Here is a 15,695-nt window from a genome sequence, read left to right as displayed (position 1 = left end):
TCTTTCCGAATGTTACTTAATTTGCTGCATCAAGTTTTTTCTTATTGTTTTCATATACTTCCTGCTGATACTTTTCCACTTTTTCATAGCCGAAAGAATCACGTTTCTTCAGGAAGTCGTTGTAGAGTTTATCGAACTCTTTACCAGATTTAGCAAGCAGAAGCTTAGGAAGTGTTTTACCCCATTCTTGTGCGATCTTGCTTGCTGCGACACCTTCTGTGGAAGTTCCAGTTGGGCTGATGCCATCAAATTCTGCATAGCTGACTGTTTTTCCTTTTGTCCAGTCTTCCATTTGCTTGAATGGTTCAGAAGCTGGCGGTGCCCATGCAAGGCTCATGTTTGTATCCATAAGCATCCAGTACTTGAATGAAGCACCATACTGTTGGTCAAAAGCTGCGCGGTCCTTATTCAGCAGATCCAATACTTCCGGTTTGAATTCAGGCTTACCGTTTGCCATATCATATGTTTCGCCCTCTTTACCCATATAAAGGTCCATTTGTCCTTCTTCGCTGATCAGGTAAGTCAGGAATTGAATTGCTCTTTCTTTATCTTTCACATCTTTGGAAATCAGAGTCACTGTCCATCCTGAGATGCTGTCACCAGCCAAAGCAGGTGCGTCTCCATTTGAGTTAGCAGGTCCGTCTACTGCAATATATACGGAGTTAGGATCTTTAGCATACAATGCGTGTTGTTGTGCTGCAAGGTCACTTCGCTGATAAAGCATTGCGAAGTATCTGCCTTGTGAGATCTTTTCTTCCATTTGCGGACGCTTATCAATGAAGATGTCCTTAGCAAGAAGCCCTTTGTCATTTGCTTCTCTAAAAGTTTTTAACCATGCAAGATACTCTGGATCCTGGCTGCGGTCATAAACCTTTCCGTCTTTTTCCATCGGGATGTTAAGGAAGTTTTGCAAATAGCCTTCAAGGGAAGTGTTTCCTACATCCGTAAATTCATTTAAGCCGAAAGGAATCAGCGGTGCGCCGTTCACTTCAGGGAATTTTTCTTTGGCAGCTTCAAGCGCCTTCAAGAATCCTTCAGGCGTGCTCATATCAGGGCTGCCGATTGCTTCATACATATCTTTTCTTACAAGAAATGTCTGGTTTGATGGCTTAAGGTCTTTATATTTGTCAAAATCTTTTGGTGATGAAGAAGCATTTGGATAACCGTAAGTATTGCCATCTTCCTGCTTATACCATTCAATCTTTGCTCCATCTGCTACCTTAAAGAAATACGGATCATACTGGTCAGCAAGTTCATTCAATGGAATGACAAGCTCGCCTTCGATCATCTTCTTGACAGCATCTTCCCACCAGCCGATCGTGATGAAATCAGGAAGCTTGCCTGATGCAATCATCGTGTTCATTTTCTCAGCTTCGTTGCCTGCTGGTGAAATGAAGTTGACAGAAACACCAGTTTTATCTGTTACATACTTTGAAACAACATCGTCGCCCCATTTATGTGCGAACCAGGAAAAGTTCACATACCAATCAAAAGTAATCGGTTCCTTGTTGGACTGCCATCCAGGTGCATTGGCTGTTGCTTTTGGTTTGTCTGTGTCCTTTTCATCGGAAGCGTTTTCATTTGCCTTGTTGGAACAACCTGAAAACAATGCCAAAACCAAAGATAGAACAAGCATTAGTGAAAAGCCTTTGGAAAGAAATTTTCTCCTCATTTTTTGACCCTCTCTCTTGTTTGTTTTTTTTGGGCCACATTATTCAATGTACACTGCTTTGAAAAAGCGGGAAAGGCTTTTTTCAAAAAACCAGCCTTTCCCAAGATCATAAGGGGTATCTTTCATGAAAAAGCAGTACTCAATTAATAATGAAGCCGGGTATTATTTAAATTTCTTCTAAGAAGAAAAATTTAAATCATTGTTAATAGAATCAACCTTTTACTGATCCAATCAGCATTCCTTTTACAAAGTATTTCTGCAGGAATGGATAGACCAGCATGATCGGAAGCGTCGTTACAACCATTGTTGCCAGTTTGATTGACTGAGAGGTTACTGTCTTCGTTGCAATCGAGCCCGCTGCATTCGTCATCATTTGGTTAGAGCTGGACTCAGCTACAACCTTATATAGATAGGTCTGGATTGGCTGCAGGTCAGGGTTATTTACAAAGATGACTCCGGCAAAATAGTCATTCCACTGGTAGACACCCTGGAACAGTGCGATGGTAGCAATAACTGGCATTGACAGCGGGATGATTACTTTGATAAAAATCATAAAGTCATTTGCCCCATCTATTTTTGCTGCTTCCTCAAGAGAAGTTGGCAATTCCCTGAAGAAGGAAACAAAGATGATCAGATGGAAGAAGTTGAACATTGTCGGAATGATATACACCAGGAAGTTATCAAACAACCCAAGGTCCCTGATCAACAGGAAGTAGGGAATCAATCCGCCGCTGAAAAACATCGTGATGACACCAACCAGCATGTAAAAGTTCCTGCCGTAAAGGTCTCGTCTCGAAATAGCATAAGCAACCATCGCTGTAAAAAATACATGGGTGATTGTGCCGATAACCGTTTTGGCAATGGTCACACCAAATGATGTAACAATGCCAGGTGTTTCAAAAACCGCCTTATAGTTTGCAAAAGTGAACTCACGCGGCCACCAGTAGATTCCCCCCCGCATGGCATCGACACCATCATTCAGTGAGTTGACGAGAACATACCAGATTGGGTAGACCGTGATGCCGCAGATAAAGAGCATAATGAGAATGTTAACGTTGTCGAAGATATATTCGCTTGTTGTTCGCCGGTTCCGTTTAAAAAGCTTAAACACAACCTCACCCCCCTTAGAATAAAGATGTTCCATTCAGTTTCTTCGTAATCTTGTTCGCAGACAGGAGCAGGATGAAGGCGATGATCGCTTTCAATAAACCAACTGCTGTTGCGTATGAGTAGCGGGCATTTTGCAGACCCATCTGATAGACGTAAATATCAATAACGTTACTGGCGCTCTCATTCAATGAGTTTCGCAAAATCAAGATCTGATCGAAGTTTGAATTCAGGACACCGCTTACAGCAAGAATGAACAAGATTGTGATGGTTGGGCGAATTGACGGCAATGTGACGTGCCACATTTTTTGAAAACGATTTGCTCCATCAATTGTGGATGATTCGTATAGTTCCGGAGATACACCAGCAATAGCTGCCAGATAGATGATTGCTGACCATCCAAGTTCTTTCCAAATATCCGAGAGAATGACAATCGCCCAGAAGTTATCCGGCTCAGCCAGGAAATTCGTCCGTTCACTGATCAACCCTAAACCTAGCAAAATATCATTGATGACACCGATATCCGCCAGCCATGTAGTCAAGATGCCTCCAAGTACAACCCATGAAATAAAATGCGGCAAGTAAGAAATTGTCTGAACCGCTTTCTTTAGCTTCATAGATGTTAGTTCATTAAGCAAAAGAGCAAAAATGATTGGGAGCGGGAAACCGATAATCAATTTAATCAAGCTGATTCCCAGGGTATTTTTGAGGACAATCCAGAAATTTTCATCCTGCAGGAATTCCTTAAACTGCATCAATCCAACCCATGGTGCCTCCGAAATCGTCTTGATGATGCTATATTCCTTGAACGCGATGATCAGCCCATACATTGGGATATAGTTAAAGATGAACATCCATACTACACCCAGAAGCGCCATCGTCTGCAAATACTTTTGTGAAATGATTGTCTTTTTGATTTTTTGGTATTTTTCTTTTTTTGTTGCCTTTTCGATAATGGTGTCAGTAACTTGTTGTTCGACTGGCTGTTCTATCTTGACTTCCATTTCTTCACCACCTTGGCTGCTTTGTCTTTCTTGTATCTTCATCATAAAAAAAAGGGCTTACATTTATAAGCCATCGAATTTTGCTTATGGTACCAATTTTTTAGTTTTGGAAAAATCGGCCAAAATATTGATACCATCACATTGTTATCGTTTTCATTTTTCGGGAGGCGAAGATTTTAAGTTGTCCTTAATATAAAAAAAACTGTGCACCAGACTAATGGTTCAGTCCGGTGCACAGTTTTCTCAGCTTTTTATCCAGTTTTTATCCTAATGCCACGTCGAGGATCATCATGATGGCGAATCCAAACATGAGGCTTAATGATGCCAAATCGCTGTTGCCGTTTTCCTGGGATCCAGGGATTACTTCTTCGGCTACCACGAAAATCATCGCTCCGGCTGCAAAGCTTAGCGCATACGGCAGAAGTGGCTGGATGAACATGACAGCGGCTGCTCCAATCATTGCGGCAACTGGTTCGACCATGCCTGAAAACTGGCCGTACATGAAGCTTTTCTTTCTTGACATTCCTACTTGCCGAAGTGGCATCGATACTGCGACACCTTCCGGGAAGTTCTGGATACCGATTCCTATTGCAAGCGCAATCGCGCCCATAAGCGAAGCCGAAGGAAAGCCTGCAGCTGCAGCTCCGAAAGCCACTCCGACCGCGAGACCTTCGGGGATGTTGTGCAAGGTAATGGCCAAGACCATCAAAGTACTTCGTCTTTTCTTTTCGGGATGGATTCCCTCAGCTTTTTCCATTGATAAATTAGGATGTAAATGGGGCATCAATTTATCTACGACCATTAAGAACAACCCGCCTAAAAGAAAACCAGTCGCAGCAGGCATCCAGCTCGGCAGGCTTCCTCCCTCACCCATCTCAATCGCAGGAGCAAGTAGTGACCAGAAACTTGCAGCAATCATAACTCCTGCCGCGAGACCCATCATACTATCCAAAAACTTTTGGTTTGGATTTTTCGTTGTAAATACTAAAGCAGCGCCCAAAGCAGTCATTCCCCAGGTAAACAAAGTCCCAATCAGCGCCTGGACAACCGGATGGAAACCCATGAAAAAATCAAGCATCTTTTTTCCTCCTAAGACTTGCTCTGTAATCTAATGTAACTCATTTTAATGTATTATATGGATTATGAAGTGGTGAATATATCTTGTTCAGCATAAATCAGACGGCTAAGTTTGTTTTTTCAAGATTACTACATTCAATACGTAATTCCAATCCTATTTATTTTTATCTGAAGGCACTGAGCCAGATGAATGGATTTTCACGAAAAAAAGGGATACGCTAATAAAATAGTTCATACATGGAAGGGAATTAAATCATGATTGCAAAAACAGAAGAAGATTTTAACGGGTTAAAAGAAATTGGCAGGATTGTCGGCATGATACGGGAGGAATTGGTGCAAAAGACAGTACCCGGAATAACCACAAAGGAACTCGACGAACTGGCAGGCGCCATGTTTGAAGAGAATGGAGCGATTTCTGCTCCGAAAGGCGAATACAATTTCCCAGGGTACACTTGCATCAGTGTGAATGAAGAAGTAGCCCACGGGATTCCAGGGAGCCGAGTCATTAAAGAAGGTGATATCGTTAATATCGATGTTTCCGGATCAAAAAATGGTTATTTTGCCGATACAGGAATCTCCTTTGTCGTTGGCCAAGGTGATCCGATTTTAACGAAGATATGCGAAACAGCTGTTGAGGCTTTTGAAGCAGGCTTGAAAAAGGCGAAACCCGGATCGAAGAAAAGCGGACTGGGCAAGGCGGTTATGGCGACTGCGCGGAAAAACGGACTTAATGTAATTAAAAACCTTACAGGACATGGAATCGGGCGGACCATCCATGAAGCTCCCGATCACATCTACAACTATAATGAGCCATGGGATGACGAGCTATTGAAAGAAGGAATGGTCATCGCTTTTGAGCCATTCATCTCCACTGGTGAGGAAGAAGTTTTCCAATACGAACATGATGAGTGGACTTATGTCACGGAAAACAGCTTTGTTGCACAATGTGAACATACAATCATCCTCACTAAAAATGGACCTATCGTTATTACCAGATAAAATTCCACTTGAACCCCTTGCCGATGCAGGGGTTTTTGTATTTTTATCGGCTCTCTGCCATTTAATACTAAATTCCTATTTTTCGTGTTTCTAAAAAAATTCCCACAAAATGATTGACACATTATCTGTGACGCAGTAAAGTAATAAACAAGATTTACAACTCAATATTCGTTACTTCTTATCAAGAGAGGTTGAGGGACTGGCCCTATGACACCTCGGCAGCGGACTCCTATGGATGACTGTGCCAAATCCAGCAAGCGTGAGCTTGACAGATAAGAAGAGGCCGACTTTTTAATTCATGTCCTCTTCTTTCTGAAGGGGACTTTTTATTTTCCAATAATCCCCATCTACAAATTAATATCGAGACTTTCTTATCAAGAGAGGCGGAGGGACTGGCCCTATGAAGCCTCGGCAGCGGACTCACATTGAGGACTGTGCCAAATCCAGCAAGCAATAGCTTGGGAGATAAGAAGAGATCTTGTCCTGCATTCGTTGCGGCATGCCTCTTCCTGTTTCCTGGAAGAGGTTTTTTTATTATCTACAAAGGAGGAAGACTGTTGATTACATTTGAACAAGTGGAGAAAGTTTATGAAAGCCGCGGGAAAAAGGTACCGGCACTTAATGGAATTGATCTGGAAATCAAAGAAGGAGAGATATTTGGGGTCATTGGTTTTAGCGGAGCAGGAAAAAGTTCACTGATCCGCTGTGTGAATCTGTTGGAACGCCCGACATCCGGCCGGGTGATTGTCGATGGCTGCGACATGACTTCCCTTTCACTTAAAGAAGTCCGTGAGGTTAAAAGGAATATCGGGATGGTGTTCCAGCATTTCAATCTTTTGAACTCCAAGACCGTATTTGAAAATGTCGCAATGCCGCTTGTCCTCGGTAAGGTTCCGAAGGCGAAAATCAAAGAGCGGGTTTATCAGCTCCTCGACTTTGTAGGTCTCGCTGATAAGGCGGACAATTATCCGGACCAGCTTTCAGGCGGACAAAAACAGCGAATCGGCATTGCCCGTGCGCTGGCAACCCAGCCAAAGATCCTGCTTTGTGATGAAGCAACTTCGGCCCTGGATCCGCAGACTACAAGTTCGATTCTTCAGCTTTTGAAAAAAATCAACAAGGAGTACAACATCACGATATTAATCATTACCCACGAAATGTCTGTCATCAGGGAAATCTGTGACCGGGTGGCGGTCATCGAGGAAGGTAAAATCATTGAGGAAGGCTCAGTATTTGAAGTTTTTTCAGCTCCCAAAACAGTAACAGCCAGAAATTTTGTCAGCACCATCATGAATGACAATATTCCAGATTCCGTCCGCAGAATCATCAAAGGACATTCGGGGCTTCAAAAGGTATTTAGGATCAACTTCGTCGGTGAGTCAGCAGGCGAGCCGCTGCTGTCACAGCTGTCAAAGAATTTTGATATCCATGTCAATGTTCTGTTTGGAAATATCACCGAGCTTCAGGGAATTCCATTCGGCAACCTGATTGTCGAGTTCCAGGGAAGTGATAAAGAAATTTTAAGGGCTCTTAATTTTATCAATCAGCAAAAAGTCAACATAAAGGAAGTGACCGCACATGCTAGTTAATTCAGAACAAATCATCCAGGCATTAATTGAAACACTGCAAATGGTCGCGTTCTCCCTGCTGTTTTCGGCAGTCCTTGGAGTTCCCCTTGGAATTGCGCTTGTCGTGACGAGAAAAGGCCATTTGCTAGAAAATGCACCTGTCTTCAATGTACTTAACAGTGTCATCAACGTATTCCGATCAGTGCCATTCATCATCCTGCTGGTCGCAATCATTCCGCTGACCCGGCTGATTGTCGGCACATCAATTGGTACGGCCGCTGCCGTCGTCCCGCTTGTCTTTTATGCAGGACCGTATATTGCAAGATTGGTAGAGAATTCTTTGTTGGAAGTGGATCCAGGAGTTATCGAAGCCGCTGAATCAATGGGTGCCACTCCATGGCAGATTGTATTCAAATTCATTCTTCCAGAAGCTATGAGTTCACTCATTCTTGCTTTCACGATTGCAACGGTCGGATTGATCGGTGCATCGGCAATGGCCGGAGCAATCGGAGGAGGCGGCTTGGGCGACCTCGCGATTACATACGGATACCAGCGGTTTGATACCCAGACAATGTTCATCACCGTTGGTATTTTGATAGTCATGGTACAGGGGCTCCAATCCCTTGGAAATATTTCAGCTAAAAAAATCAGAAGAAGATAACAGGAGGAATCAAAAATGAAAAAACTTTTACTAGCATTGATCGTACTTAGTCTGGCATTAATCAGCACAGCATGCTCGAGCTCCTCATCATCAGCGAAAGGCGGAGAGACTGTCAAAGTAAAGCTTGGCGTCAGCGGAACAGATCACCGTGTATGGGATTTTGTCGCCAAAAAGGCAGAAAAAGAAGGAATTGACGTCGAAATCGTCACTTTCTCGGACTATGTCCAGCCGAACCTTGCGCTTGCAGAAGGCGAATTGGATGCAAACTCATTCCAAACCGTTTCTTATTTTGACGCTTTCATCAAAGAACATAATCTTGACCTTGTTCCAATCGCAACCACAATGATTGCTCCAATGGGTATTTACTCTGAAAAATATAAAGAAGTGAAAGACATTCCTGAAGGCGGGAAGATTGCTCTTGCAAATGAAGCGACAAATATGGGAAGAGGACTTCTTTTACTCCAGGAAGCTGGGCTCATCAAGCTTGAGGAAGGCTTCGACGGAATTGGCGCCCTCGATAAAATCGTTGAAAATCCAAAGAATCTTGAACTTGTGCCGCTGGTTGCCGGCCAGACACCAAGGGTATTGCCGGATGTAGCCGCATCGATCATCAACAACGGAATCGCGGTTGATGCAGGACTAACACCAAAGAAGGATGCCATCTTCCTTGAAAGTGCCACTGCCACTCCATATATCAATATCATTGCTGTCCGCGAAGAAGATAAGGACAATGAAGCTTTGAAAAAATTAGCTGAACTTTACCAGCAGGATGACACAAAGGAATTCATCGAAAAAGAATACAAAGGAAACACCCTCCCTACCTTTGTGCCGCTCAGTGAGATTGGATGGTAAGAAGAAATCTCATTTAATGCGTCCGTCATTCTTGAAGTCACCGATTTTCGGGCACACCTTCGACTGTTCTGCGACCCTAATTGCGGAAGCCATCACTTTTCGGGCGCAGCTCTGGTCGTTCTGCGACCAAGATTACGGAAGCCGTCACTTTTCGGACGCAGCTTTGACTGGTTCTGTGACCATGATTGCTGAAGCCATCACTTTTCGGGCGCAGCTTTGGTCGTTCTGCGACCAAGTTTGCGGAAGCCATCGATTTTCGGGCGCAGCTTTGACTGTTCTGCGACCGTAATTGCAGATGCCTTCGCTTTTCAGGCGCAGCTTTGACTGTTCTGCGACCGTAATTCCAGAAGCCTTCGCTTTTCGGGCGCAGCTTTGAATATTCTGCGATCATGATTGCGGAAGCCATCGCTTTTCGGGAAAGACCAGCAGGCTTGGGACTGAAGTTAATAGCTTTCAAAAGGGGATGCCCCTGTTACTCACTATTTTTATGAAAGTTTAAAGGAGGAATCAGGATGTCAACATCAGTAAAGTCACTTAAAGATATCATTACAGAAAACGTGGAACTGAACCAATATCTTTACTTAACGACCAGCCATGAAATTCACGCACGCCCGGAAATCGGCAATGAGGAGTTTTTCGCTTCTGCACGGCTTATCAATATTTTAGAAGATGAAGGTTTTGAAGTTGAAAAGGCGGTAGCAGGACACGAAACCTCCTTTGTTGCTCGCAAAAGGTCTGAAAAACCGGGACCATCCATCGCCTTTTTGGCAGAGTATGATGCCCTGCCTGGGATTGGCCATGCCTGCGGACATAATATCATAGGCACAACCAGTGTCGCCGCAGCGATCGCGCTAAGCAAAGTATTGGATGAAACTGGCGGTGAAGCAGTCGTTTTTGGAACGCCTGCCGAAGAAGGCGGACCAAATGGGAGCGCGAAAGGAAGCTTTGTAAAGCATGGCCTTGTTGAGGGAATCGATGCGGCTTTGATGCTGCACCCTTCAGGACAGACCAGATTGACATCAACCTCGCTTGCTGTGGATCCTCTCGACTTTGAATTTATCGGAAAGCCCGCCCATGCAGCGGCTTCTCCTCATGAAGGTATAAACGCTCTGGATGCTGTGATCCAGCTGTTCAACGGAATCAATGCATTGAGACAGCAGCTGACGGATGATGTTCGGATTCACGGCATCATCACCCATGGAGGGGATGCACCGAACATCATTCCTGAATATGCCAAAGCCAGATTCTTCCTCCGCGCAGCCACCCGAAGCCGATTGAATGATGTCACCCAGCGCGTAAAGGCTGTTGCAGAAGGTGCGGCCCTTGCAACTGGTGCAAAGCTGAATGTTATCGCCTTCCAAAATAAAGTCGATAATTTGCTATTGAATGATCGGTATAATGAAGTCTTTAAAAATGTGATTCAAGACCTTGGGGAGAACGTTGCAGCCAATGAAAGGGAGGGAATTGGCTCTACCGATGCAGGTAATATCAGCCAGGTCGTTCCAACCATTCACCCTTATATCAAGATAGGCCCTGATAATCTCGTGGCCCACACTGTTCCCTTCAGGGAAGCTGCAGCTTCACCAGAGGGAGACGAAGCCTTGCTAAAGGGAGCAAAAGCTCTTGCTCTGACAGCTTTACAATTATTTACAGACCAGGAACTATTGACAGATATCAAAGCTGAGTTCGAGCTGAGGAAAGCAGCGGAAAACAAACAATAACCTGTTTCCTTATACTTGCCCACTATTGAAAGAAGACCTTTGCCCATGCGCAAGGGTCTTATGGTTGTTTTAAGTTACCAGCCTGATCGATACCTATCAAAAGGAACAGAAGCACTGTTCTCTTGCTTTGGCGACGCTGATTAAGAAATCAATCGCCTCCATTTCTTCTCTTGTCAAATGTCGTCCCAGCTCTGGATTTTTCAATATTGCTTTTGCTTGTTCGATCGTCATCAGATTCTCTCGTGAAATCAAAACTCTCTCTATCGGATGCAATCTGAACCGCCGTTAGCAAAACTCCTGAAGAAGTTCTTGCCGCGAATTGCTTTCCTTTAATTCTAAAAATACTAAAAATTCCATTGACTTGTGAACTGTAAGTATATATAGTAATGTGTATTATTCTTCTTTTGGGTACAACGGAACACTCTATTGTGATAGATTGAACAATTCATTTCTCTCTATCTATTTCCTTCCCTTCTTCAATAGAAATACCTCCCTGCCAACTGAAGAAACCATGATTCACTACATCAAGAAGAGGAGGCAATTTAATTGCAGCAAAAAATCTCATTTTCAACCTATGCACTCATTGGAACCATGCTATTCGGCATGTACTTTGGCGCTGGGAATTTAATTTTCCCGATTCAATTAGGCCAGCTTGCAGGCACAAACTTCTGGCCTGCGTTGATCGGTTTCCTGGTCACAGCCATTGGCCTTCCCTTTTTAGGTATATTGGCGATCGGGCTTTCCGGCAGCACCGGATTGCGTGATTTGGCCAGCAGAGTGCACCCTGTTTTCGGCATTGCCTTTGCCACAGTTCTATACTTAACCATTGGACCATTTTTTGCGATTCCACGAACAGCCACTGTTCCATTCGTTGTTGGTTTTGAGCCTTATATTGCTCCAGGGCAGGCTGGTTTATGGCTGGGGATTTTCAGCTTCATCTTTTTTGCCATTGTTTATTTTTTCTCCCTCCATCCAGCAAAGGTCATGGATTACATCGGCAAATATTTGACTCCGGCGTTTCTCGTTTTTTTATTTCTTTTAATTGGATTTTCGATATTCAATCCAATGGGGAGTTATGGTGAACCTGCCGGTGCTTATGAGAAGCTTGCCTTCATGACAGGTTTTAAAGAAGGATATAATACAATGGATGCCCTGGCATCCCTGGCATTCGGGATTGTTGTCATCCACGCGATTAAAAGACAAGGTATTACTGGCAAAAAAGAAATCGCCAAAGCAACCATGAAATCAGGGATTTTCGCAATGTCACTGATGATGCTCATCTACGGGCTTATAACATTTATGGGAGCATCAAGCGTGACAGCCATCGGGACATTCGAAAATGGCGGCCAGATTTTTGCAGCAGTCGCACAGCACTATTTTGGCTCATTCGGTGCCGTCCTTCTTGCTACCATCATTGTGCTTGCATGTTTAAAAACAAGCATAGGCCTGATCACAGCCTGCAGCGAGTTCTTCCATGACGTGTTTCCGAAGGTTTCATACAGAAGTTATGTATTTATTCTAAGCTTCGTTTCCTTTGCCATTGCAAACTTCGGCTTAAACAATATCATTCAATTCGCTGTACCGGTTTTAATGTTCCTGTATCCTTTAGCCATCATCCTGATCCTGTTAACCCTATTATCACCGCTATTCGGTAATAAACAGAGCGTTTACTCTGCTTCGATGGCGATGACATTTCTTGTAAGCTTTTTTGATGGATATAGTACATTAGCAGCAAATGTTCCCTATCTGAATGTTCCAGTTTTCAATTCGATCAAGACGTTATACATGGATTACCTTCCGTTATACGATATAGGTCTTGGGTGGATCATTCCAGCCTTCACTGGAGCAGCGGTTGGCTTCCTTTTACCTAAAACAGAATTAACTTCAGGAACATACCAAAAAGAACTGTAGAGATCCTCTGCAGTTCTTTTTTCTTTTGTTTCTGCAATACAGGCAAATTATTTATTATGTTTTTTCTGAGCCTTTAATGTTACCTTTTCTAATCCATTTCCTCTTTCCTCAGCAAATTCTACATCTGCTTTTGGCATTGCCTTATTATGTTTTTGTTTATTTTTCGTCATTTTTTCACCCCCTTTGTTTTCAATTTATATAAATCAAAGATGCTCTATCCTTCACCATTCACCCATTAGTTTGTGTTTCTTTTTCGAGGGTATGCTTTCTCTATATTTTTAGAAAGGCGAAAAGTGAGTTTGTCCTAATTAATCCATCCAGTCATGTCCATTTCCTTCGAATATACTGCTTTTGATAAGATGAAAGGAGTTGGACAGATTGGAAAGAAGAGAATTTGACAGCATGGGAAATCAAACCTTCTTCCGGTTTTCGAAAAATCATCATAAACAAAAGGACGTGCTGGAAGATGAATTTGAATCAAGTTCCCATATGCATGAACGTGGAACAGTCAGAGGCATTAGCGCAAGAAAATGCGAGGAGCTTGCAGATATTATCGGAGGAGATGTTATTACAACTACCCCAGCCTGTGTTGTACAGCGCTTAAGAAACATAAAAGCTACGATCCTGGGGCGTCGCACCCGGTCCCCGCTTGCTCTTCCATTTGCACTATCATTTGAAAACAACAAAGGCGGCAAAACTCTGAATCTAGGTGAAACTGTCATCCTGCAGGAAGAAATTAATCCTTTCCTTACAGAATTACGGAAAAGAGGAATCAAGGTAACAGCCGTACACAATCACTGGCTATTTGAAGAACCGCGTTTAATGTATATGCATTGGGAAAATGTCGGAGATCCGTTCGAATTTGCATGTGACAGCATCGAAGCGGCAAAAGATGCTGGATTATTTTAAATATCATTTTAAGCTGTGGGTCCTTGCCGGCAGCTTTTTTTTCGGTTCGGCTCATTATAGAGCATCGGATCTTCTGCACAAGTATATTTTCCATTGTAAGTAAGTCATCTGGAAAATAACCTGACAACAAACAAAAAATCGCCAACCTCTCAAGGCCGGCGGTTCTTTTGAAGGTCGCTCTTTTTTATTTATCACCGGGTGCTGGCTGATCAATACCTTTTACCCGGTGGCGGTGTCCATCGTTTTCAGTAGTGTAGAAATCGTAATAATGGACGTGCATTCCATTTCCGACTGGAATTGCTGGTCCGGAATAAGCCTGATAATGGTGGGTATGCCCGTTTTCAAAGACCACATATCCTTCAGTGTAGTGGACATGGTTGTGATCCTCTGTCATGATGGGCGGTGAAGTTACATCCAGGCATTGATGAACATGTCCTGCACCCATAGAAGTGTAATCGACTGAACCATGATTATGATGTGGTACAAAACCTTTTACAAAATCATCTTTCCCTATCTTCGCCATACCCTCACCCTCACTCTTGATAACTCAAATATACGTTACCCTTTTATGGTCTGTGCGTTTAGGCTAGCTTCAAAATGATCAATGATTTCCAAAAACCGTTCCGCTTCCCTGAATGTATGGTCAGCTAACAGCGGATGAATATTGCTTTTGATTCTGCAGGCTTCAATTAATTCTCTAGCTGTTTTCTTAAAATCTCTTAATGAAGCAACCGAAACCCTGTTTTGATCCAGGAATTGATCAAGCATTGGCACTGTTTCCGATTGAGGTCTCATCGAATCCAAATCCACAGCCTGGAACACCAATTGGTCAAAGTCATGACTGAATTCCCTAGCCTGCTCAACCAGCTTCCTTTCTGAAGGATCTAAGAGATGCCCGATAAATTTTGCATGGTCTGCCATAATTCTTAGGAAGAAAACATTTTCAGCGATTATGGCCTCTGGCTCTGGAACTAATTTCCCTTCATTTAACTCCTTCAAACGATTAGCAAAATACGCTGCTTCTCTGCTTACGTGATCAATTAGCAAAGGGAAATTATTATGTCTTATTTCACAGCGCAGAGTGAGTCCTAATACTTTTCTTTTGTAACTCCAAATTGAGGCGGCAGCTTGATAAACCTCATTGTTAAAAGCTTGGATTTGACGAATATCCGTGTTAGCGCTAAATCGTGCCAGTTTTTCCTCAATCCGCTCAAATATCACAATAAACTGTTGTGCTTCAGCAATTAATTGTTTTTGCTCATACGTAAACCCCAGACTTAAAAACAGCGCGTGCTCCTTCATGATTCTGGACCAAAATCTAATTTCGTCCAGTGATCTAAGAACAATCGGATTAGCCATGAACACCCTCCTCATCACACTATACATACATCTTAAAATATATGTATCTATTTCTTGTCCCAAAACATTATTATGTTTTTTTCTATGCCTAAAGTGATTTCCACATAGGTGACTCTGTTGAGTGAGATGTTCCAGTCCAGCTTACTGACTGGGTATGTTTTTCTGCCGAGAATATTTCGGAGGAGGAGGGTTTTTATTGTGAAAAAGAAACTCTTTTATGGAATTCCTTTGGCGCTGACAATTTTTATCGGTGGATGTTCCTCTTAGACGGACCAGGAAAATGAACCGCCAGTTGAGGATACTGAAAATGATGTTAAGGATGAAGATTTCAAATTGAATCAAGAAGAATCTGATGGTGATGAAAAGCAATAAAGGAAAAATGCTGCCTCTTCCATAGAGACAGCATTTTTTCTGTACCAATTCCCTCTATAATATAATCAATAAAAAACCTTAGAACCTCTGGTGTCCTAAGGTTGTTCATTCTCATTATCTTCAACAGACTTTTCAACCTTGTCTTTTTCATCGTCCGTTAAATTCTCATCATCCTCGGTTGTACCATCGGTTGGTTCACCAGGATCCTCTGTCATTCCATCAGGTGCTGGTGGTGCTTGTTCATCCTGTTCCATTACCGGATCGTCTTCTGGCGGCGGCTCTTCTGTGGCTCCGCAGCCTGCCAGCAAGATGCCTGCCCCTAACGTAAACGAAAGCATCAAGTTTCGCTTCATCATGTTGTCACTCCTTTCTGTAACAGGTTACTTTACTTATAGCCCAACTGGAAAATCATAAACATTCCCCCCCTGCCTTAAAGTTTTGGATGACTATGTGTTTTTCCAGGTTAAAGGACCTTTACGTGTG

General features: G+C 43.0%; 17 protein-coding genes and 2 riboswitches. Of the genes, 7 read left to right on the top strand and 10 right to left on the bottom strand.

Going from position 1 to position 15,695, the window contains the following annotated elements; genetic code table 11:
- Positions 1 to 16 precede the first annotated feature (16 nt).
- The 4 genes from FS736_RS15465 to FS736_RS15450 all read right to left on the bottom strand — a co-directional run bounded on the left by FS736_RS15465 (position 17) and on the right by FS736_RS15450 (position 4,861).
- Positions 17 to 1,672, bottom strand: coding sequence for a type 2 periplasmic-binding domain-containing protein (locus tag FS736_RS15465; protein ID WP_144478851.1), 1,656 nt, complete (start codon positions 1,670 to 1,672; stop codon positions 17 to 19).
- A gap of 211 nt (positions 1,673 to 1,883) precedes the next feature.
- Complete coding sequence (locus tag FS736_RS15460; RefSeq protein ID WP_144478849.1) at positions 1,884 to 2,816, bottom strand: carbohydrate ABC transporter permease; 933 nt, start codon at positions 2,814 to 2,816, stop codon at positions 1,884 to 1,886.
- Positions 2,797 to 3,783 (bottom strand): ABC transporter permease, encoded by a 987-nt coding sequence (locus FS736_RS15455; RefSeq protein ID WP_144478847.1) that lies wholly within the window; start codon positions 3,781 to 3,783, stop codon positions 2,797 to 2,799. The genes FS736_RS15460 and FS736_RS15455 overlap by 20 nt, the downstream gene beginning before the upstream one ends.
- Before the next feature lie 262 nt (positions 3,784 to 4,045).
- On the bottom strand, positions 4,046 to 4,861 hold the full coding sequence (locus FS736_RS15450; protein ID WP_144478845.1) for a ZIP family metal transporter: 816 nt from the start codon (positions 4,859 to 4,861) through the stop codon (positions 4,046 to 4,048).
- A 254-nt stretch (positions 4,862 to 5,115) separates the two neighbouring features.
- On the opposite strand from FS736_RS15450, the gene map reads away from it, so the two are divergent.
- The 4 genes from map (at position 5,116) to FS736_RS15430 (ending at position 8,940) form a co-directional block, all read left to right on the top strand.
- Positions 5,116 to 5,859 carry a type I methionyl aminopeptidase gene (gene map, locus FS736_RS15445; RefSeq protein ID WP_144478844.1) on the top strand — a complete coding sequence of 248 codons (744 nt, stop codon included), beginning with the start codon at positions 5,116 to 5,118 and terminating at the stop codon, positions 5,857 to 5,859.
- 175 nt (positions 5,860 to 6,034) lie between these two features.
- A riboswitch (SAM riboswitch) is annotated at positions 6,035 to 6,138 on the top strand.
- Between the two features lie 89 nt (positions 6,139 to 6,227).
- Positions 6,228 to 6,331: riboswitch (SAM riboswitch) on the top strand.
- Positions 6,332 to 6,416: 85 nt separating this feature from the next.
- Complete coding sequence (locus tag FS736_RS15440) at positions 6,417 to 7,448, top strand: methionine ABC transporter ATP-binding protein (protein ID WP_144478842.1); 1,032 nt, start codon at positions 6,417 to 6,419, stop codon at positions 7,446 to 7,448.
- Positions 7,438 to 8,088, top strand: coding sequence for a methionine ABC transporter permease (locus tag FS736_RS15435; protein ID WP_144478840.1), 651 nt, complete (start codon positions 7,438 to 7,440; stop codon positions 8,086 to 8,088). Before FS736_RS15440 ends, FS736_RS15435 begins: the two co-directional genes overlap by 11 nt.
- A gap of 15 nt (positions 8,089 to 8,103) precedes the next feature.
- The gene (locus tag FS736_RS15430; RefSeq protein ID WP_144478838.1) at positions 8,104 to 8,940 is read left to right on the top strand and encodes a MetQ/NlpA family ABC transporter substrate-binding protein; all 837 of its coding nucleotides are present in this window, start codon (positions 8,104 to 8,106) and stop codon (positions 8,938 to 8,940) included.
- Between the two features lie 76 nt (positions 8,941 to 9,016).
- On the opposite strand, the gene FS736_RS15425 is transcribed toward FS736_RS15430, so the two are convergent.
- The gene (locus tag FS736_RS15425) at positions 9,017 to 9,397 is read right to left on the bottom strand and encodes a hypothetical protein (protein WP_144478836.1); all 381 of its coding nucleotides are present in this window, start codon (positions 9,395 to 9,397) and stop codon (positions 9,017 to 9,019) included.
- A gap of 55 nt (positions 9,398 to 9,452) precedes the next feature.
- On the opposite strand from FS736_RS15425, the gene FS736_RS15420 reads away from it, so the two are divergent.
- Positions 9,453 to 10,661, top strand: a complete 1,209-nt coding sequence (locus FS736_RS15420) for a M20 family metallopeptidase (RefSeq protein WP_144478834.1) — start codon at positions 9,453 to 9,455, stop codon at positions 10,659 to 10,661.
- A gap of 96 nt (positions 10,662 to 10,757) precedes the next feature.
- On the opposite strand, the gene FS736_RS25200 is transcribed toward FS736_RS15420, so the two are convergent.
- Entirely contained in the window at positions 10,758 to 10,892 is a 135-nt protein-coding gene (locus FS736_RS25200) for a hypothetical protein (protein WP_260983621.1), read from the bottom strand.
- Positions 10,893 to 11,207: 315 nt separating this feature from the next.
- Between FS736_RS25200 and brnQ the strand changes: the two genes are divergently transcribed.
- Positions 11,208 to 12,572, top strand: coding sequence for a branched-chain amino acid transport system II carrier protein (gene brnQ, locus FS736_RS15415; RefSeq protein ID WP_144478832.1), 1,365 nt, complete (start codon positions 11,208 to 11,210; stop codon positions 12,570 to 12,572).
- A 47-nt stretch (positions 12,573 to 12,619) separates the two neighbouring features.
- Here the strand turns inward: brnQ and FS736_RS25195 are convergent, their stop codons facing one another.
- Positions 12,620 to 12,742 (bottom strand): hypothetical protein, encoded by a 123-nt coding sequence (locus tag FS736_RS25195; RefSeq protein WP_260983620.1) that lies wholly within the window; start codon positions 12,740 to 12,742, stop codon positions 12,620 to 12,622.
- 208 nt (positions 12,743 to 12,950) lie between these two features.
- Between FS736_RS25195 and FS736_RS15410 the strand changes: the two genes are divergently transcribed.
- Positions 12,951 to 13,481 carry a DUF1259 domain-containing protein gene (locus tag FS736_RS15410; protein ID WP_313959730.1) on the top strand — a complete coding sequence of 177 codons (531 nt, stop codon included), beginning with the start codon at positions 12,951 to 12,953 and terminating at the stop codon, positions 13,479 to 13,481.
- 184 nt (positions 13,482 to 13,665) lie between these two features.
- Here the strand turns inward: FS736_RS15410 and FS736_RS15405 are convergent, their stop codons facing one another.
- From FS736_RS15405 to FS736_RS15395, 3 genes are all read right to left on the bottom strand, one after another.
- Entirely contained in the window at positions 13,666 to 14,004 is a 339-nt protein-coding gene (locus FS736_RS15405; protein WP_144478830.1) for a YmaF family protein, read from the bottom strand.
- Between the two features lie 35 nt (positions 14,005 to 14,039).
- Positions 14,040 to 14,840: a DUF2935 domain-containing protein gene (locus FS736_RS15400; protein ID WP_144478828.1), complete on the bottom strand. Its 801-nt coding sequence runs from the start codon at positions 14,838 to 14,840 to the stop codon at positions 14,040 to 14,042.
- A 467-nt stretch (positions 14,841 to 15,307) separates the two neighbouring features.
- A complete protein-coding gene (locus FS736_RS15395) occupies positions 15,308 to 15,568 on the bottom strand; it encodes a flagellar basal body L-ring protein FlgH (protein WP_144478826.1) in 261 nt (86 codons plus the stop codon).
- Positions 15,569 to 15,695: the final 127 nt, after the last annotated feature.

The sequence above is a fragment of the Cytobacillus oceanisediminis 2691 genome, assembly GCF_007678455.1.
In the GTDB taxonomy this organism is placed as follows: Bacteria; Bacillota; Bacilli; order Bacillales; family Cytobacillaceae; genus Mesobacillus; species Mesobacillus oceanisediminis_A.
Note: the sequence above shows the minus strand (reverse complement) of the source record. Positions and strands in the feature narration are given on the sequence as shown.